This is a genomic window from Elusimicrobiales bacterium (assembly GCA_041651175.1).
Classification (GTDB): domain Bacteria; phylum Elusimicrobiota; class Elusimicrobia; order Elusimicrobiales; family Elusimicrobiaceae; genus JAQTYB01.
In genome coordinates this window covers 17,164-36,377 of record JBAZJT010000006.1, presented here as the reverse complement: position 1 = coordinate 36,377, position 19,214 = coordinate 17,164, and the positions used below count along the sequence as shown (strand labels likewise).

The following is a 19,214-nucleotide window of genomic DNA, read 5'->3' as shown; positions in this document are numbered from 1 at the left end:
ATGAAATTTATCGGGGAGCGGATTATAGCCGCCGCCGTGGAATTCGGCAGGGCGGCTCTGCTGGTTCGCTCCTGCCTGTTCTGGGCGGTAAAGGCGAAAATAGAATGGAGACAGGCCTTCATTCAGGCCGCGCGCATAGGCGTGGATTCTCTGGCGGTTACGGCGCTGACCAGCTTTTTCACCGGCATGGTGCTGGCGCTTCAGGCCGGAACCACCACCAAGAATATTTTCAACGAGCCGATTTATATAGGCGCGCTGGTCGGCTTCTCGCTGGTAAAGGAACTGGGGCCCGTGCTTACGGCCATAGTCGTTGCGGGACGGGCCGGCGCGGCCATGGCGGCGGAGCTGGGCACCATGTGCGTTACCGAGCAGATAGACGCGCTCTACACCCTGGGCACCAATCCGGCGCGCTATCTGGCGATACCGCGCTATATCGCCTGCCTTGCCATGCTGCCGCTGCTTACCGTGTTTGCCGATTTTTCCGGCATAATGGGCGGGTTTTTTGTAAGCGTGTTCAAGCTGGATGTTCCCTCCTCCACCTACCGGCACGATATACTGACTTTCATGCAGGTAAGGGATTTCATGCACGGGTTTTCCAAGTCTTTTCTGTTCGCTTTCATGATAGCGACGGTTTGCTGTTACAAGGGGTTGTCCACCCGCGGCGGCGCGGAAGGCGTGGGCCGCTCCACCACCGGCGCGGTGGTTGCCAGCATGGTGCTGGTGCTGGTGCTGGATTATTTCGCCACGGCGGTGCTGGTGGCGCTGGGAATATGATAGAGATTCGCGGCCTTAAAAAACATTTCGGCCCCAAAGCCGTGCTTAAGGGGCTGGATATAGACATCCCCTCCGGCCAGACGCTTTGCGTGGTGGGCGGATCGGGAACGGGGAAAAGCACTTTCATAAAATGCGTTATTCGGCTTATAAAGCCGGACGCCGGCAGCATAAAAGTGGACGGGCGGGAAATAGCCGACACCAACGACGAATACCGGCTTGCGCAGCTGCGGCGCGGCTTTGGCTATCTGTTCCAGGAGGGCGCGCTTTTTGACTCGCTTTCCGTGTGGGAGAATGTCAGCTTCGGGCTGAAGTATTTAAGCGACGTGCCCCCCTCGCATTACCGGACGGTGGCAAAGGAGATGCTGGCGCTGGTGGGCCTTGCCAATGCCGAGGATTTGCGCCCCTCCGAGCTTTCCGGCGGCATGAAAAAGCGCGTCGCGCTGGCGCGCGCCATAGCCGCCGGCCCGCAGTATATTCTCTATGACGAGCCGACCTCCGGCCTTGACCCCATAATGTCCGACATCATCAACGATTTGATACTGGACCTCAAGCGCAAGCTGAAGGTTACGGCCATAGTCATCACCCATGACATGAAGTCCGCCTATAAAATCGCCGACAAAATCGCCATGCTGCACGAAGGAAATTTCATTTTCTCCGGCTCGCCGGAGGAGTTCCGCAAAACGGACAACCCTTATGTGCGCCAGTTCGCGGAAGGCTCCGGCTCCGGCCCCATACAGATGAAGCTGCGCGATTTGGATTGACGCCGCGCGCTTTCCCGGCGGTTGATGGCGCCTGTGAAATTATGATACACCTGTAAGAGTGGAGAGGGTGTTATTTTATCGCATGCGACAAAATAATTTCCGCGGCGGAAAGGGTGTGAAGCGCCGCATGAAGGGGTTCATGCTGGCGGAGGTTCTGGTGGCTACGGCCATTCTGGCTACCGCCGTGGGCGCGTATATGGCTTTTTACTCCACGATGAAGCACAACCTTAAGGTGTCCGACTACGATTACGTCGCCATAAATCTGTGCCGTGAGGTGATGGAATGGCGCGAATCCACACATGCGCTTCACCAATTTGCCATTAAGTACTATTACCCCCCCGCGACCGGATTTACTCTCACTATGCAGCCGGGGGCTGGGTCCGGCACTTCGTCTGCGATAGGCTACGGCTGGAAAGAATGGATTTTGTACGGCGCCGACGACGGCTCCAACATGCCCATTGAAATGAATTTGCTGACAAAAAATCTCGTGCCGCCGGGCGCGCCGCAAAGCGTTATAATCGCCTTTTACAACTATACCAACGGCCCCGGCGGCTGCCACAACGCTTACGCCTCGGTGGAATGGCGCGACACCCCCGACGGGCCGCTGCGAAAGCGCGAATTGGGCACATTGCCGATGTCGGAAGTCAATGACCAGTTGCAGTTGAGAGAGGCCTCTTTCACCTGGGAGGACAAATGACGCGCCTTGTCCCTGCCCGGCGCGGCGCAATAAAAGCCGCCATGGTTTCGTTCATTTTTGAGGGCGGGCGCGCCGGCGGCTGCCGTGCGCGCCGCGCATTGCGGAGGAGTTGATGGATTTATGCCGAGGAGCCGCGGTCCGTCCGCTGGCGCGCCGCCTGCCGGCAAAGGCGGTTTCGGGCTTCATGCTGGCGGAGGTCATAGTGGCCACGGCCATTCTGGCGACCGCAGTGGGCGCGTATATGGCCTTTTATCTTACGACCCGGCGCAATTTGCGGGTGTCGGATTACAATTACGTGGCCATAAATCTCCTGCGGGAGCAGATGGAATGGCGCTGCGCCAACAACGCGGTTCACCATTTTTCCGGCGTATACGCCTACACCGGATCGGGATACGCCGAAACGCGCTCCGAAATGGGCAACCCCGGGCCTTTCGGCAACATGGATATAAAAAGCATGGGCCTTGTGCCCGCCGCCGCGCCCAACAGCGTTGTGATGACTTACGAAAACACGCCCTCGGACCTGGGGTTTGATTTCCAGGCGTCCATATCCTGGCAGGACACCACGGACGGGCCGCGCAAATACTATTATCTGGGCACGGCGCCCATGGCTGCGGCCAATGACCAGCTTCAATTGAGAGAAGGGGATTTCACCTGGGAGAATAAATAGGAGTAATTTTCCGTGCTCCGGCGCAGTTGACAACAAACGCGCTTTATGGTTAGATTTTAGCCTGACGGCGCCGTGGAAATGCGCCGGCGCGCAGGGATATTTATGGCGGACTTGCGGGGAAACAGAAAGGGCTTTGCGCTTATGGTGGTGTTTGGCATAGTGCTGCTTATATCGTCCATTATCGCCGCCACGATGGTGCTTATGAATGCCAAAATGACCGACCTCACCCTTACGCTGGACAGAATAACGGCGCGGTATGTCTGCGAGGCCGGCGCCACCGCTGCCATTCTTGACATCTCCAACGGCACTGTTTCTTCCGGGAGCAAAAGCATAAAATACGCCATTAACAAAAGGGTGTATAATCCGGAATACACCGTGAAAAAAGTAAGCGGCCAGTGGTACATAGATGTCACGGTGGATTCTCCAATGAATTTCAGTATAGTGTATAAGCTGCACATAGGCGGCACGCGGGCGTTCCCGTTCTTCATTAAGGGCCCCGGCTCGCTTATGTAGCGGCTGTCTCGGACAAGCGAGGTGCTTGAATGGAAAAGACGAACAGGATGTTTTATGTGCTTCTGGCGGCGCTGGGCCTGATGGCGGGGTTGTTTGTCGCCTCGCGCCGGGCTCAGGCAAGCGACCCCACGGAAAAATCCGGCGGCGAGTCAAAAGCCAGCGTGGTCTGGGACGACAAGTGGACGGCCATCGGCGCCTATGTGTCCGCCGACGGCAAATATGTGGAGTTTTTGAAGGATACCGGACTCAGCGGCGATACCGCTGTCGCGGCCAAAATAGAAAGCGGCCATGTCTCGCTGTGCCCGAAGATGATTGTCACAAGATGGCGCGTGCACGGCCACATGCATTTCCTGTGATATGGGGAAATCCGTCATGACAAAAAACGGCAGAATATTGTGTTTGCTGATGCTTGCGGCGGGGCTGGCGGCGGGACTGCTGGCGGGCGCGGCGCGGGCGGAGGATCCGGCGCTGATGTCCGACGGCGACATACGCGCCATCTGGGACGAGCATTGGACCGCCCTAGAGGCCTATGCCTCTTCCGTGGCCGACGGGGTTCAGAAACTGGACATGTCGTCCGGGACGCCCGCCACCAAGGAGGCGGCGAAAATAACCGGCTCCAGCGTGTCCGTGCACCCCAGAATGATTGTTACCCGGTGGAAAATTCACGGGCATATCCACTTCCGTCAGTAACCGAGGGACAATGGCGGACCAGAGCGCGGACCGGAAAAAACTGGTGATGGCGGCAAAAGCGGCGGCTCTCCTGCTTGCGGGATTTGCCGCCGGATACGCAGCGCGCAAAGCCTGGCAGCACCGCCACGACGCGGAGAAGGACCAGCGGGTAACGGTAACTCTGCTGCGCCACAGAGCCATAAACGGGGCGCTGGGAAGAGGGGCGACGACCTATTCGTTCACCACCGACTTTGCGCCCCCGCTGGGACAGAATTGAAGGAGGCCGAAAACCATGAGAAAAATCTTTGCGCTTGCCGCATTGTCCGCCGCGCTTGCGGGGCTGCGCGCCTTGTATCCCGCCAGCCTGGCCGCGGATAATGTGAACAGCACGCCCAGCGGCGAGCAGTCGGGCACCATCGGCTGCTGGTACGACAAGCTGTGGGCGGTGACTGCGGCATACCGGCTTACTCCGTCCGCTGCGGGGGCGTCTTTTGTCTATGCGCGAGTTGCCGGAGTTCCGGCGGTGGACAAGGCTGATGTGGACAAGTACAAAAGCGGCGATGTCGGCGTTCCCGTTGATTTCGTGATAACGGAGTGGTATTCCACAGGGCACATGCACTTTACGTCAAGCGGAGGAGGCATATGAAAAACAGGATATTACTGGCTGTGATGGGACTGCTGATCGGGGCTGCGGCCTATTTCCCGCTGCGGCTTCTGGCGGACGATGTTACGGCCACGCCTAGCACCATTTCGATCAATGCCAAATGCAATTATAACGACGAGTTCTGGCAGGCGACGGATTTTTACCAGCTCACCGGCAGCGGCTCGTCTTATGTCTATTCCCACAAGAATCCCCCTGACCTCAGCAAGGTTGTCTACTGCGACGGCGATGCCTGCATTCCCGCCGATATAGTGATAACCGGATGGAATGTCACCGGCCATATGCACTTTGCCGCGGGATCATGACAATGCCGCGCGTTTCCCTCCCGCCGGCGCGCCGCCGGCGCCTGTCCGGCGGGGGGTTTTCCATGGTGGAGCTGATAATTGTGGTCATTATCATCGCCGTGTTGTCGTCTGTGGTTATTTCCGGCATGAGGGACCCTGAAAAAGCCGCCTTCGCCGTCGGCAAAAAACACGCCGAGGCTATATGGATGGCTGAAACCAAGTATTATGCCAACACCCATCTGTTCACCACCAGCTGGGCCTCCATGGGCATGGAAGACCCCAACAAAACCAACATGCCATATACCGTCAAGTTCAATCCCACCATGCCGAACAAGTTTCAGCTTGTGTTTACCAGGAAGGGCGGCACCAAAGGCTTCACGTTTGACAACAACAAAAACATCACGACATTCTGATGAACGGAAACGCCGGCCCCGAACGCCCCTCCAGCTTCGCGCCGGCGTTCTTTTTTCTGCCGCCGCGCAAGCGGGAGGCGCTGGCGGCGGTGTATGGTTTCTGCCGCGCGGTTGACGACGCCGTGGACGAGCCCGGCTCCTCCGACCCGCGCGAATCCATAAATTTCTGGCGGCAGGAATTGGACAGATTGTATTCCGGCGCGCCCTCCCATCCCGTAACAAAACGCCTTGCCGGGCCGGTAACGCAATTCGGGCTGGAAAAGGAGAATTTCGCGCTTCTTATAGAAGGCATGGAGCATGACATCGGCCCCGTCCGCTGCAAAACCTTCGCGGAGTTGGAATGGTACATGTTCCGCGCCGCCTCGGCCCCGGGGCTTTTATGCGCGCGCATTTTCGGCTACAGGCACGCGGAACGCGCGCGGGAATACGCCCGGCTGCTGGGTTACGCCGTGCAGCTCACCAACATCATCCGCGACGTCGCCGAGGACGCCCGCCTGGACCGCATTTACCTCCCGCTTGAGGATTTGGGCGGATTCGGCCTTTCGGAAAATGATATTCTTAATGGGACCCGGCGGGAACGGCTGGCCGCCGCGCTGGAGCGGGAAGCCGCGCGCGCGCGGGAGTTTTACTCGCTTGCCGCAGCCGCGCTTGACCCGCAAGACAGGGCGTCCATGCTGCCCGCCGCCGTGATGGGCGGCATTTACGGCGCGCTGCTGGATAAAATTTCCAGGCGCGGTTTTAACGTGCTTGAGGGGAAAATCCGGCTCAACCCGGCGGAGAAGGCCTTCGCCGTGCTGGGCGCTATCAGGAGAGCGTTATGATTAAATCGGACTCATGGATAAAGAGAATGTCGCTGGAGCGGAAAATGATAGAGCCGTACGAGGAGAACCTCAATTGCGAGGGCAAAATCTCCTACGGCCCGTCCTCCTACGGCTACGACATACGGATAGCCGACGAGTTCAAAATTTTCACCAACGTCTACATGGCCGTCATAGACCCCAAAAATTTTGACCCCAAGGCCTTCGTGGATTACAAAGGCCAGTGCTGCGTTGTGCCGCCGAACTCTTTCGCGCTGGGCCGCTCGGTGGAGTATTTCCGCATTCCCCGCGACGTGCTGGGAATCTGCCTGGGCAAAAGCACCTACGCGCGCTGCGGCATAGTGGTCAACATCACCCCGCTGGAAGCGGAGTGGGAAGGCCACCTCACCATAGAGATTTCCAACACCACCCCGCTGCCGGCCAAAATCTACGCCAACGAGGGGATAGCGCAGCTCCTGTTCCTGGGCTCCGACGAGGTTTGCAAAACCTCCTACAAGGACCGCAAAGGCAAATACCAGGCGCAGACCGGCGTAACCCTGCCCAGAATTCTGGCCTGCTCCAAATAGCCCGCGCGGGCGGGCCGCCGGTTATGACTTCGTCAGGGAATCCGCCCGCCGCGCCTGTCCCGGCCAAACCGGGATTCCGGGCGGATATTGCCCGGCCTGTTCTGGCCGCCGCCGCGCTGGCCGCGGTTGCGGCGGTTTACTGGCCTGCGGCGGGCGCGGGGTTTTTCACCTGGGACGATGCCGGCTATGTCACCAACAACCCCGCTGTAACCGGTCGCGGCTGGGGAGCGGTGTTTTCCACCTCGCCCTTCGGCGGGTTTTACCATCCGCTTGCATTTCTGGTTTACAAGGTTTTATATTCCGCCTTCGGGCCGCAGCCGGCGGCTTTCCATTTAACCAATATCTCGCTTCATCTGCTCAACTGCGCGCTGTTTTACCGGCTTGCTCTGGCTTTGGGGCTGGAATTTGCGGGCGCGGTTTTCGCCGCCGCGCTGTTTGCGCTGCATCCCATGCGCGCCGAATCCGTCGCCTGGATTTCCGGCATGAAGGACCCGCTGTGCTGCGCGTTTTTTCTGGGCGCGCTGCTGGTTTATCTGCGGTATCTCAAATCGCTGAATTGGCGGCTGCTGGCGGCTTCCGCCGCGTTATACGCGGCTGCGGTGTTTGCAAAACCCACCATAGGCGCCGGGGCGTTGGTGTTTCCGCTGCTGGACTGGCGGCAGCGGCGCGGCTGGAGCGGCAAAATCATCGCGGAAAAAATCCCGTTTTTTCTGGCTCCGGCGGCGGCTGCGCTGCTGTCGTTTGCGATAGGCGGCTTTCTGCTTGCCGCGCCGCAGTCCGTTGGCGATATGGGCTTCAATGCCGGCGGCAGAATCGCGCTGTGCGGCTGGGGCATACTGTTCTATCTGAAAAAGCTGCTTTTTCCGCTTCATTTGTCCGCGCTGTATCCGCTTGTGGTGCCGCCGGAGGGGTTTTTCGCCGCATACTGGCCGCTGGCGGCTTTTATTGCGCTGCTGGCATGGCTTTTCCGCGCGGAAAAGCGGCAATATGCCTTCGGGCTTGCGTTTTTTGCGCTGGCGATACTTCCCGCGCTGCCGTTTTTTGAGGTATTTCCGGCGGACAGGTACACCTATATCCCCGCGGCGGGCATTTTCCTGATTGCCGGCATTTGGTTCGGGCGGGCCTGTGAAAAGCGGAAAATCGCCGCCGCCATCTGCGCTGCGGTTTTGTTCCTGACGCTGGGCCAATTCTGCGCCCGGCGCGCCGCGTTGTGGGGCCGCCCGCTGGATTTGTGGAACGATGTCCTGGCCAAGAACCTGCCCCCCTCCGGCGGCGCGCCGCTGAAATATTACAAACTGGCTTTCCTGCCCAATGCCCTGCTGAACAGGGGCAACGCATATCTGGCCATGAAGAAATATCCCGAAGCATTGAACGATTATTCCGCCGCGCTGCAACTAAATCCCAATCAGGGCCGGGCGGGCATTGTAAACAACATGGGCAATATCCGCAACGTGTCCGGCGATTATGCGGCGGCCCTGGCCGATTACAGCGAGGCGATACGGCTGGGCTATAACGAGGCGTATATAAACCGGGGCATTGTCTATTACAATCTGAGGCAATACGATTCCGCATTGTCCGATTTCGGCAGGATAATTGAGTTGCAGCCTTTGCGCGCGGAAGGTTTTTTCAGGCGGGCGGGCGTGTGTCTGGCGCTGGGCCGCCACGAGGATGCTGCCGCCGATTACAGCCGCGCGCTTGCGCTGGACCCGAATCAGCCGGAGGCATACACCAACCGGGGCGCCGCATACACGGCATTGAACCGTTACGCGGAGGCTTTGTCCGATTACAATGCGGTTGTGCGGCTTTCGCCCGGCTCTGCGGCGGCTTATGCCAACCGGGGCATAGCATACGGCAGAAGCGGGAAGCACGCGCCCGCGCTGGAGGATTTTAATAAAGCGCTCTCGCTTGAGCCGGGCAATGCGCTTGCGCTGGCGGGCCGCAAGGTCGCCATAGACAGCCTGTCCCGCGCGGGGGCCAAATGAGCATCGCATCAGCCCTGCGCCGGCCCGGCGCGGCAAAACATGTTATTGCCTCCGCCCTGATTGCCGGGCTGACAGTGGCGACGTTCTGGCCAGTCTTCAACGCCGGATTCATCAATGGTGATGACCAGCAGTATGTAACCGCAAATCCGTTGCTGCCAAACCGGAACTGGGGAAGCATTTTCACAAAATCCCATCTGGGCTACTACCATCCACTGACATTGTTAACCTATAAAATTGAGTATTCTCTGGCTGGTTTGAATCCCGCGGTATTTCACACGACCAATATTATGCTGCACATTGCAAATTGCTGGCTGGCTTATTATTTTGCGCTGGCGGTGTGCGCAAACAGCGGTTCCGCGCTGTTTGCGGCGTTGCTTTTTGCGGCCAATCCAGCAGGGGTGGAATCCGTAGCCGGCGTCTGCGGCAGAAAAGACGTTCTGTGCTGCCTGTTCTTTCTGGGAATGCTGCTGATGTACATGCGCTATTTAAAAAGCCGCAATGTCGGCTGGCTGATCGGCTCGTCCGTTCTGTTCGCGCTTGCACTGCTTTCAAAACCAACCATATTTATGGGTGTTTTCACACTTTTTGCGATAGACTGGCATGAACACAGGGGCTGGAAGCCGAATATTTTCGCGGAAAAAGTTCCGCATCTTGCCGCAGCTGCCGCAGTTCTGGCGATGTCGCTGCGCGCGGGCGGTTTTTTTATGGAAAATACCATTTCCGAACAGTCTTTCACCGCGGCGATGGGAAAAGCGGCTCTTGCCGCCGCGGGAGCGCTGGCTTTTTTGCATCGGCTGCTAATGCCGATTAAATTGTCGGTGCTGTATCCTTATCTGACACCACCGCGCGGTGCCGCGGCGATTTTTCTGCCGGTGGCGCTTTGCGCGGCGGTGATATGGCTGTTCCGGCGCAAGAAAAGGGCATACGGTCTCGGGATATCGTTATTTCTGCTGACGCTGATGCCTGTGCTGCCGTTTATGGGGGCGCTGCCTCCTTCGGACAGGTATTTGTACATCCCAGCGCTGGGCGTTTTCCTGATGGCAGGCGCGGGGCTGACCCATTTAAGCGACAATATTTGCCGATGGAGGGCGGGGCATTCCTGCGGGAACTTATATGCCGGAGGGGCCTATTCCGCGCCTGATAACATGGAGCGTTCCCTGCGCTGGTTCTCGCCGGCGAAACTGGTTCCGAAAGTCTTTCTGCCGGTTGCGGCCGCCTGCGCGGTGATTGCCGCGGCGGGCTTGACAGCCGCCGGGCGCGCCAGACTGTGGACGGATAATCTTGCCATATGGAACGATGCCATCGCAAAATATCCTCTGATAGTGCCGCTGGCTTATAATAACCGGGGCGTGGTCTATTATGCGCGCGGGCAATATGCGCAGGCGGTGGCGGATTACACGCGCGCGCTGGAATTGTCGCCTCCCGGGCAGGTGCTGTATCTGCTTTACGGCAACCGCGCGACTGCTTACATGGCGCTGAATTATTTCATCCGCGCGGAAGCGGATTTCACCAAAGCGGTTGAGCTAAAACCTGATTACAATTATGTCTATCCCAGGCGTGCGTTGGCTTACGCCGCCATGGGCTACCATGACAGGGCCATAGCCGATTTCACCAGAGCTCTTGATATGGAGCGTAATGCGGCTGTTTACATCGCGCGCGCGGATGCGTATATAGCCACACTGAGATATGAAAAAGCCATTAAGGATTATAATGAAGCTGTCCGCATGGCTCCTGCCTTGGCGCGAGTTTATGCCAACCGGGGCATAGCATACGGCAGAAGCGGGAAGCACGCGCCCGCGCTGGAGGATTTTAATAAAGCGCTCTCGCTTGAGCCGGGCAATGCGCTGGCGCAGGCCGGCAGAAAGGTCGCCATGGACAGCCTGTCCCGCGCGGGGGCTAAATGAACATCGCATCAGCCCTGCGCCGGCCCGGCGCGGCAAAACATGTTATTGCCTCTGCCCTGATTGCCCTGCTGACGCTGGCGGCGTTCTGGCCCGCGCTGCGCGCGGGGTTCATCAACTGGGACGACCCGGATTATCTGCACAACAACCCTGCCGTCGTAGCTCCGGGGTGGGGGAAGGTGTTCGCGCCGGTTTCGGCGGCGAATTCGCTTGTGCTGTACCAGCCGCTCACATTTTTATCCTACAGGCTGGAATACATGGCGGCGGGGCTCAAACCGGCGGTGTATCACGCGGATAATGTTGCGCTGCATATAATCAACGGAATTGCGTTTTACTGGCTTGCGCTGGAACTGGGGCTGGCGTTTCCGGCGGCGGCTTTTGCCGCCGCGCTGTTTGCCGTCCATCCGGCGCATGCCGAATCCGTGTCGTGGATTTCCGGCAGGAAGGATTTGCTGTGCAGTTTCTTTTTCCTGTTTTCGCTGCTGGCGTATCTGCGCGGGCGGTTGGCGGCGTCGGCGGTTTTATACGCGGCGGCAATGCTTTCAAAGCCGACAATAGCGGGCGGAGCTTTCATTTTTCCGCTGCTGGACTGGCACAGGGGCCGCGCGCCGGACCGGAAAATGTTTCTGGAAAAACTTCCGTTTTTTCTGGCCGCCGCGGCGGCGATACTGCTTACTTTCAAGACGGGCGGGGGGCTGATTTCGCGCGCGGCGCACAGCGGCGGCGCGGGCCTTGCGGACAGATTCGCGCTTTGCGGACACGGATTGCTGTTTTATCTGGGAAAACTGCTGTTTCCGGCGAAATTGTCGGCGATATACCCGCTGGTATGGCTGCCGGACAATATTTTCCTGAAATATCTGCCTTCCGCCGCTTTTATCGGCGCGGCGTTTTGTTTTTTCAGGCTGCAAGTTCTGCGGCCTTATGCCTTCGGGCTTGGATTTTTTGCGCTGGCGGTTTCGCAAATGCTGCCTTTCGGCGAGGTGTTCCCGGCGGACCGCTACATTTACATAGCGGCGGCGGGGGTTTTCCTGGCGGCGGGAGTTTTGTTCGGGCAGGCTTATGCCAAAGCGAAAATTCCCGCCGCCGTCTGCGCCGCCGCGCTGATTCTTGCCTGCGGCTGGCTGTGCTTTGACCGGGCGAAACTATGGGGCGACCCGCCCGCGCTGTGGAGCGACGCGTTGCGCCAGAAACCCGTATGGAGCGGCAGCGTCAAACTTTTCCGCGCCACATTCCTGCCCTATGTTCTTTATAACAGGGGAAACACATATCTGGAAAGGAAAGAATACATGCCGGCGCAGAACGATTTCACCGCCGCGCTGGAACTGAACCCGTATCAGGCGGCGGAGGGGTTATATAACAACAGGGGCATGACATACGCCGCCATGGGCCGCCACGACCTTGCCGCCGCCGATTTCACCAAAGCCATAGCCGCCGGGGATTCCAGCGTGTACCACGCCTATCTCAACAGGGGGCTGGCGTACTGCAATCTGAAACGTTACAGCGAGGCTATGGCGGATTTCAACAAGGCGGCGGAATTACAGCCCGTTTCCATGGCCTGGGATTTGCGCGGGCAGCTCTATCTTTTCGTGCTTATGCGCTATGACAAGGCGGCGGAAGATTTTGAAAAAGCGGTAAAGCTGGAGCCGCAAAATCCGCAGACGCAAAACCATCTGGGCGTGGCCTATCTGGCATTGAATCGCTATGACGCGGCGGCGCAGGCTTTCGGTGCGGCATTGGCTGTTGCGCCGGATTTCGCGCAGGCATACGTCAACCGCGGCATCGCATACGGCAGAGGCGGCAAACACGCGCAGGCATTGGAGGATTTCAACAAAGCCTTGTCGCTTGAGCCGGGCAACCCCGCCGCGCTGGCGGGCAGGCGGATGGCGGAATCCAGTCTGGGGGCAAAGCGATGAAAAACCTCAAGGCCCGCGCGCTGATTGTCGTGCTTACGTTTGCGGCGGCTGCGATGTCGCCCGCGCTGAAGGCGGATTTCATGCGCAACTGGGATGACGGCGCATACGTTGTCTCCAATCCGGCGATAACGCGGCTGTCGCCGCAGTCCGCCGGGGAGATGTTCTCCTCGCTGCACAGGGGGTTATACAAGCCGCTTACAATGCTTTCCTTCGCGGTTGAATACCGGCTGGCGGGATTAAAGCCCTGGCTCTATCACGCGGACAATCTGGCGCTTCATCTGGCGAACTGCGCCCTTGTGCTGTTTATCGGCATTGAACTGGGGATGGGATTGGCGGGGGCGTTCTGGCTGGCGCTTTTCTTCGGCGTCCATCCGATGAACGTGGAATCCGTGGCATGGATTTCCGAGCGAAAAGAATTACTGCACGGTTTGTTTTTTCTGGCTTCCATTTACACGTATCTGCGCTGGCGCGGCGGCGGGGGGCGGGCGTTCATCATATGGTCGCCGGTTTTATTCGCGACCGGGCTGCTGGCAAAGCCGCAGGGGGTGGCGCTGCCAATCGCGCTGATGCTTATGGACTGGGCGGCGTTTCGGAAAATAACGCTACGCGACAAGCTGGCGCATTTCGCGGCGGCGGCGTTTTTCGGCGGGCTGGCGCTGTTTACCACCAGCGCGGACCGGGTTTTGGCTGTTGCCGCCGGCCAGGCCGCGTCCGGGCCGTGGCGCGGGCTTTGCATCGCCGCGCATTCACTGTGCGGCTATCTGCTGCGGTTTGCGCTGCCGGTCAAACTCTCCGCCATATATCCCGCGCCGGGGACGCCGTTGCCGCTTGAATTCGTTCTCGCGCCTTTTGCCGCCGTGCTGGCCGCAGGCGCGCTGATTTACGCGGCCCGCCGGGACAGGCGCGCGCTGGCCGGACTGGCGTTTTTCCTTGCGGCAATTTTGCCGCTTGTGTCCATGCTGCCGCCGGGGCCGTCGGTGGCTTTTGACCATTACGCCTATCTGCCGTATCTGGGATTGGGCTGCGCCGCCATTGCCGGCGCGGACAATCTGCTGAAACTGCGTCCGCAATGGAAAAAAGGGATGTTCGCGGCGGCGGGCGCGGCGGCGCTGGTGTTTGCGGTATTGTCATTGGCCCGCGCGCGGACCTGGCAAAGCGCGGAATCAATGTGGAGCGATGTGATAGCCAAGAACCCGCGTTTCGTGCCGGGGTATCTGACGCGCGGCACCGTTTACCAGTCCGGTGGTTTTTTCGACAAGGCCCTGGCGGATTTCAGCGCAGCGGCGGAGATAGACCCGGATTATGTTTTTTCCTACGGCAAGCGGGCCTCGCTTTATTGCGCGGCAGGCAATTACGCCGCCGCCATTGCGGATTTTGACAAAGCCCTCGCGCTGGACCCGGCCTACGGTTACTGCTGGCGCTGGCGCGGCTGGGCGCGGATGAAGCTGGGCCGTTACGGCGGGGCCGCCTCCGATTTTTCCCGCGCGGCGGAGCTGGACCCCTCCGGCTGGGAGCCGTATTCGCTGCGCGCGGACGCGGAGCTTTCGCTTGGCCGCCCGGAGCTTGCGCTGGCGGATTATTCCAAATCAATAGAATTAAATCCGAATCAGCCGCTGGCATGGCATAACAGGGCCGCCATATATTCGGCGATGGGACGGTTTCAGGACGCCATAGCCGGGGACAGCGAGGCGATACGTCTGGCCCCCGGCTTTGCGCAGGCATACGCAAACCGGGGCATAGCCTGCGGCAGAAGCGGGGAACACAGGCGGGCGCTGGAGGATTTTGACAAAGCCCTTTCGCTGGAGCCGGGCAATGCGTACGCGCTGGAGGGGCGGCGTGCCGCGCTGGGGAACCTGCATGGGCAAAAATAAGAAAAAGTTTTCCGACGCGCCCGCGCCGGATTTAGCGCCGGCTGTTCTTCGCCGCGCATGGCTTGCGGACGCGCTGATAATACTGGCCGCGCTGGCGGTTTTCTGGCCCGCCGCCGGCGGCGGTTTTGTCAACTGGGACGACCCGGATTATGTAACCGGCAACCCCTCCATAGTAAATCCGGGATGGGGCGGGGTTTTTTCCGCCGCGTCAACGGCAAGCGCCATTGTGCTGTATCATCCGCTGACGCTTGCGCTTTACAAGCTGATTTACATGGCGGCGGGGCCCGCGCCGTCGGCTTTTCATTGCGCGGGCATCGCGCTGCATCTGGTTTGCTGCGTCCTGTTCCGCAGGTTCGCGCTGGCTTTGGGGCTGGATTTTTACGGCGCGCTGTTTGCGGGGCTGCTTTTTGCGGTTCATCCGCTGCGGGCGGAATCCGTCGCGTGGATTTCTGGCATGAAGGATCCGCTGTGCGGGGCTTTCTTTTTCGGCTCGCTGCTGCTGTATCTGAAACGGACCCGGACGGGGCTTGCGGCATCAGCCGCGCTGTTTGCGGCGGCGCTGCTGTCCAAGCCGGCCATTGCGGGCGGGGTATTTATTTTCCCGCTTCTGGACTGGCACGAGAAACGCGGGCTGCGGCTGCCGGAAAAAACGCCGTATTTCATCGCCGCCGCCGCTGTTACCGCGCTGACTTTCAGGACCGGCTCATTTTTCCTGCCGCGTCAGGCGGCGGCATCCTCGGCGGCGGGGATGCTGGCGGCTTTCGGCCCCGGCGCGTTGTTTTACCTGAAAAAGATACTGTTGCCGTCCGGGCTTTGCGCCGTCTACCCGCTGGCCGCCTCCGGCGCGGGGGCGACTGCCGCGCTGGCAGCCTTTGGCGCGCTGCTGCTGAGGCTTAAAGAGCGGCTGTATGCTTTCGGCTTCGCGTTTTTCTGCCTTGCGCTTGCGCCCGCGCTGGCGTTTTATCACGTGGCGCCGGCTGACAGATATTCCTACATCCCGGCGGCGGGGATATTCCTGATGGCGGGGGCGGCATTTGCGCGGTTTTACGGCTGTGCGCGCAAACCCGCCCTGGCCTGCGCCGCGGCGGCTGCGCTGGCGCTGGGCTGGCAGTCGGCGGACAGGGTGAAAGCCTGGAACAGCAGCCTGTCGCTGTGGAACGACGCCGCGCGGACATGCGCGGAAAGCGGCGACGCGCGGCTTTATTCGGTCATATACTCCAACCGAGGCGCGGCAAATCTGGACGCCGGCAACCGGGAGGCCGCCGCGGAGGATTTCACCGCCGCGCTGCAATTCGCGCGCGACGGCGGCATCCGCGCCGAAATTTTCCGCCGCAGGGGGCGCGCGCTGCTGGCATCGGGCCGCGCTGAAGAGGCGGCGGGGGATTTCACGCGGTCGCTGGAACTGAAACCCGGACAGCCGGCGGTTTGCAACGACAGGGGCGCGGTTTACACCGCGCTGGGCCGCTACAATCAGGCTATTGACGATTACAGCCGCGCCATAGCGCAGGCTCCCGGCTTTGCGGACGCCTACGCCAACCGCGGCATAGCATACGGCAAAAGCGGGCGGCATGCGCAGGCTCTGGAGGATTTCAATAAAGCCCTGTCCCTGTCGCCGGATAATGCGCTGGCGCGGGCGGGGTTGAACGCCGCCCGCCGGCATTTGCAATAAAGCCCGTTTCCAAAACCATGCGCGCGCTTGTTGGATAGTATTGTAAACTCGTTATGCTATGAAAATCTCCATCCTGTCCGCGCCGCATACGGAAGCGGGCGCGCCGGAGGCGTCCTGCAAATGAGCATCTCAAGGAAGATCACGCTGCTTTTCGTGTCGCTGCTGGCCGCGTTGAGCGCGGTTTTTGCGGTCTACACCGTGCGCTGCGAGAAGGCGGCGCTGCGCCATGAATTTGACAATCAGGCCGGGTTGCTGCTTAATTGGCTTGCCATGGGCAGCGAATATCCCGTTCTGGCCGGCAACACCGAAATGCTGCGCCATGCCGGCAGGGAAATGCTGCGCCGGGAGAATGTGGTTTACTGCGAGGTGGCGGACAAATCGGGGCGGATACTGTATTCCGGCGGGCGCAGGGGCGGCGCGGACGAGAATGAATACTCCGCCCCGGTAAAAATTGAAAAAGCCGGAAAGGATTCCGGCGGGGGAACGGCTTCGGGCGGCAACGGCGAAAGCGGGGTGATAGGCCGGGCGACGCTGGTTCTTTCGCACAGGGACGTCTCGGAGCGCGGCGCCAGATTTGCCCGGACGGTGTGGCTGCTGGCTGCCGGCGGCTGCCTGGCGGCGTTCGCGCTTGTTTCGCTGTTGATGTCCATCCTGCTTGGCAAGCCGGTGCAAATGCTGCTTCGGGGCATAGCCGGGATTGCGGACGGCAATGCGGGCAGCCGGGGCGCGGCGCGTTCCCCGGATGAGCTGGGCAGGCTGGCCGCCGCGTTCAACGCGATGAGCCGCGAGCTAAAGAGCGTAACCGTGTCGCGCGAGGAACTGGCTGCGGAAATCTCCGGGCGCAGGCAGGCGCAGGATGCGCTTTCCGAAGAACGAAAGCGGCTTGAGGTTACCCTGCGCAGCATAGGCGACGCCGTCATTGCGACGGACCGCGTTGGAAAAATCCAGCTGATGAACAAGGTGGCAGAGGAACTTACCGGCTGGAGCGAGGCGCAGGCCCTGGGCCGCCCGCTGCCGGAGGTTTTTAGCATTGTCAGCGAAAAGACCGGCATGATCTGCGAAAGCCCTGTTGACAAGGTGCTGCGCAACGGGAAAGTGTCGGAACCGGCCAACCATACCGCGCTGATAAGACGCGACGGAACCCGCTGCTCCATAGCCGACAGCGGCGCGCCCATAAAAGACGAAGCGGGCGAAATTTCCGGCGTCATACTGGTGTTCCGGGACGTTTCCTGGGAACACCGGACCGCGGAACGGCTGCTGGCGCTGGAAAACGCGATGCAATCCTCCCGGACCGGGGTGATACTCACTGACACGGAGACGAAAATCGTATACCTCAACCCGGCTTTCCTCATGATGTGGGGCTACGAAAATCATGCCGACGAATTGCTGGGCAGGAAAGTGCTGGACGCATTCAAAAACAAGCCGGTTATGGCGGAGATAGCCGCTTCCCGGACGGACATCGGCAAATGGGAGGGCGAAACAATTGCCAACCGGCGCGACGGCTCCCGGTTTGACGTGTTTCTGTCCACCAGCTCGGTTTACGACGCGGAGCATAACCTGCTGGGCATAATAGGCACGGCTATGGATATAACCGAGCGCAAGCGCAAGGACAATCTGTTGCGCGTTTTCACCGAAAACCTGATGTATCTCAACAAGGCCTCCAACTCTATCGTCAGGATAAAGGGCCGCCGGAAACTTTTTGAGGAATTGTGCGAAAAGGCGCTGTCTTTGTCCGCCGGCAGCAGCGGCAGCGACGATTTTCTGGCGCAGGACGCGGAGGCGCCCGGCACCTGCTGGCTGGCGCAGCGGGACGAAAACGGGGGTTTATCCGTGGTCGCCGCCGCCGGCGCGCCGGCGGCCTGCCTGGAGATGCTCAACAGAGAAATCCCGGGGCTGGGCGGCGACAGCCTGCTTTCCCGCGCGGTGAAGGAGAAAATACCGCATTTTCTCAACCGCATAGACTCCGCCGCCGGGCGCGACGCGCTTGTGCGCTGCGCCGCCTCCAGCGGTTACAAATCCTGCGCCTATTTCCCCATACTCTGCCGGAACGAGGTTGCGGCGGTGCTGTCGCTGTGCAGCAGGAACGCGGATTATTTCTCTTCCGAGCGGATGGAGATTTTTCAGATATTTGTCAACCAGGCATCCGTGGCCTACGAGAATGCGATGCTGCTTGATTCGCTGGAGCAGACGGTGGCCCGGCGCACCGCGGAACTGAATGACCAGAAACAGGTCGCCGAACACGCCCGCGCGCTGGCGGAAAACGCCAATGCCGCAAAGTCCGCTTTTCTCGCCAACATGAGCCACGAACTGAGAACGCCGCTGAACGTCATCATAGTCTCCGGCACGATGATGGAAAGTGAAATGCTGGGCGCGCTAAACGAGAAACAGCATGAGTACGCCGGATACGTCATCAAAAGCGGCAAGCATCTGCTGAATCTGATAAACGACATCCTGGACCTTTCCAAGGTGGAGGCGGGCCGGATGGAACTGTCGCCCTCCGTGTTCGCTCCGAAGGAAATTCTGGACACGACGCTTGGCATGGTGGGCGAGCAGTCCGTCCAGGCGCAGGTGTCGCTGACGGGAGAGGCCGCTTTTCCCGCGGACATGAAAATCGTCGCGGACGAGCGCAAGTTCAAACAGATAATTTTCAACCTGCTGAGCAATGCCGTCAAGTTCACCCCGGCCGGAGGCGCGGTAACGTTGAAGGCGCGCCGCGTGACCGTGGCGGAACTGCGCGCCGCCGCGCCTGTTCCGGCGCGCGAGCTGGAGGCGGTTAACGGCGGAGCGGAGTATATTCTGGTCAGCGTGGCCGACACCGGCATCGGCATCTCGCAGGAGGACAGGGGCAAGCTGTTCAAGCCTTTCTCCCAGGCCGACAGCTCCCACAGCCGCAGCTACGAAGGCACGGGGCTGGGGCTGGTTCTGGTAAAACGTTTTGTGGAAATGCACAACGGCGGAATCTGGATGGAAAGCGAGGCGGGCAAGGGCAGCATATTCTCCTTCGCCCTGCCGATACGGGAAAAAATATGACAGCCTGCCAACCGCGGTTTCCGGG

The 19,214-nt window shown here is 60.0% G+C and carries 19 protein-coding genes; all 19 read left to right on the top strand.

From position 1 onward, the window contains the following. The 19 genes from WC421_04945 (at position 1) to WC421_04855 (ending at position 19,189) form a co-directional block, all read left to right on the top strand. Entirely contained in the window at positions 1-774 is a 774-nt protein-coding gene (locus WC421_04945) for an ABC transporter permease (protein MFA5161572.1), read from the top strand. Beyond that, positions 771-1,535, top strand: coding sequence for an ABC transporter ATP-binding protein (locus tag WC421_04940; GenBank protein ID MFA5161571.1), 765 nt, complete (start codon positions 771-773; stop codon positions 1,533-1,535). Before WC421_04945 ends, WC421_04940 begins: the two co-directional genes overlap by 4 nt. Before the next feature lie 115 nt (positions 1,536-1,650). Next, on the top strand, positions 1,651-2,232 hold the full coding sequence (locus WC421_04935) for a hypothetical protein (protein MFA5161570.1): 582 nt from the start codon (positions 1,651-1,653) through the stop codon (positions 2,230-2,232). Between the two features lie 112 nt (positions 2,233-2,344). Further along, positions 2,345-2,899: a hypothetical protein gene (locus WC421_04930; GenBank protein MFA5161569.1), complete on the top strand. Its 555-nt coding sequence runs from the start codon at positions 2,345-2,347 to the stop codon at positions 2,897-2,899. A gap of 102 nt (positions 2,900-3,001) precedes the next feature. Continuing rightward, on the top strand, positions 3,002-3,412 hold the full coding sequence (locus WC421_04925; protein ID MFA5161568.1) for a hypothetical protein: 411 nt from the start codon (positions 3,002-3,004) through the stop codon (positions 3,410-3,412). A gap of 29 nt (positions 3,413-3,441) precedes the next feature. After that, positions 3,442-3,768: a hypothetical protein gene (locus tag WC421_04920; protein ID MFA5161567.1), complete on the top strand. Its 327-nt coding sequence runs from the start codon at positions 3,442-3,444 to the stop codon at positions 3,766-3,768. 16 nt (positions 3,769-3,784) lie between these two features. Then, positions 3,785-4,102, top strand: a complete 318-nt coding sequence (locus tag WC421_04915) for a hypothetical protein (GenBank protein MFA5161566.1) — start codon at positions 3,785-3,787, stop codon at positions 4,100-4,102. A 10-nt stretch (positions 4,103-4,112) separates the two neighbouring features. Further along, positions 4,113-4,358, top strand: a complete 246-nt coding sequence (locus WC421_04910) for a hypothetical protein (protein MFA5161565.1) — start codon at positions 4,113-4,115, stop codon at positions 4,356-4,358. A gap of 15 nt (positions 4,359-4,373) precedes the next feature. Continuing rightward, entirely contained in the window at positions 4,374-4,727 is a 354-nt protein-coding gene (locus tag WC421_04905) for a hypothetical protein (protein MFA5161564.1), read from the top strand. Further along, positions 4,724-5,047, top strand: a complete 324-nt coding sequence (locus WC421_04900) for a hypothetical protein (protein MFA5161563.1) — start codon at positions 4,724-4,726, stop codon at positions 5,045-5,047. Before WC421_04905 ends, WC421_04900 begins: the two co-directional genes overlap by 4 nt. After that, entirely contained in the window at positions 5,005-5,439 is a 435-nt protein-coding gene (locus WC421_04895; GenBank protein MFA5161562.1) for a prepilin-type N-terminal cleavage/methylation domain-containing protein, read from the top strand. The genes WC421_04900 and WC421_04895 overlap by 43 nt, the downstream gene beginning before the upstream one ends. After that, a complete protein-coding gene (locus WC421_04890) occupies positions 5,439-6,260 on the top strand; it encodes a squalene/phytoene synthase family protein (protein MFA5161561.1) in 822 nt (273 codons plus the stop codon). The genes WC421_04895 and WC421_04890 overlap by 1 nt, the downstream gene beginning before the upstream one ends. Next, positions 6,257-6,823: a dCTP deaminase gene (dcd, locus tag WC421_04885; GenBank protein ID MFA5161560.1), complete on the top strand. Its 567-nt coding sequence runs from the start codon at positions 6,257-6,259 to the stop codon at positions 6,821-6,823. Before WC421_04890 ends, dcd begins: the two co-directional genes overlap by 4 nt. A gap of 23 nt (positions 6,824-6,846) precedes the next feature. After that, the gene (locus WC421_04880) at positions 6,847-8,805 is read left to right on the top strand and encodes a tetratricopeptide repeat protein (GenBank protein MFA5161559.1); all 1,959 of its coding nucleotides are present in this window, start codon (positions 6,847-6,849) and stop codon (positions 8,803-8,805) included. After that, the gene (locus tag WC421_04875) at positions 8,802-10,709 is read left to right on the top strand and encodes a tetratricopeptide repeat protein (protein MFA5161558.1); all 1,908 of its coding nucleotides are present in this window, start codon (positions 8,802-8,804) and stop codon (positions 10,707-10,709) included. The genes WC421_04880 and WC421_04875 overlap by 4 nt, the downstream gene beginning before the upstream one ends. Beyond that, positions 10,706-12,619 (top strand): tetratricopeptide repeat protein, encoded by a 1,914-nt coding sequence (locus WC421_04870; GenBank protein ID MFA5161557.1) that lies wholly within the window; start codon positions 10,706-10,708, stop codon positions 12,617-12,619. The genes WC421_04875 and WC421_04870 overlap by 4 nt, the downstream gene beginning before the upstream one ends. Beyond that, positions 12,616-14,490 (top strand): tetratricopeptide repeat protein, encoded by a 1,875-nt coding sequence (locus WC421_04865; protein ID MFA5161556.1) that lies wholly within the window; start codon positions 12,616-12,618, stop codon positions 14,488-14,490. Before WC421_04870 ends, WC421_04865 begins: the two co-directional genes overlap by 4 nt. Then, complete coding sequence (locus tag WC421_04860) at positions 14,432-16,159, top strand: tetratricopeptide repeat protein (protein ID MFA5161555.1); 1,728 nt, start codon at positions 14,432-14,434, stop codon at positions 16,157-16,159. The genes WC421_04865 and WC421_04860 overlap by 59 nt, the downstream gene beginning before the upstream one ends. 120 nt (positions 16,160-16,279) lie before the next feature. Next, on the top strand, positions 16,280-19,189 hold the full coding sequence (locus tag WC421_04855) for a PAS domain S-box protein (GenBank protein ID MFA5161554.1): 2,910 nt from the start codon (positions 16,280-16,282) through the stop codon (positions 19,187-19,189). Positions 19,190-19,214 lie beyond the last annotated feature (25 nt).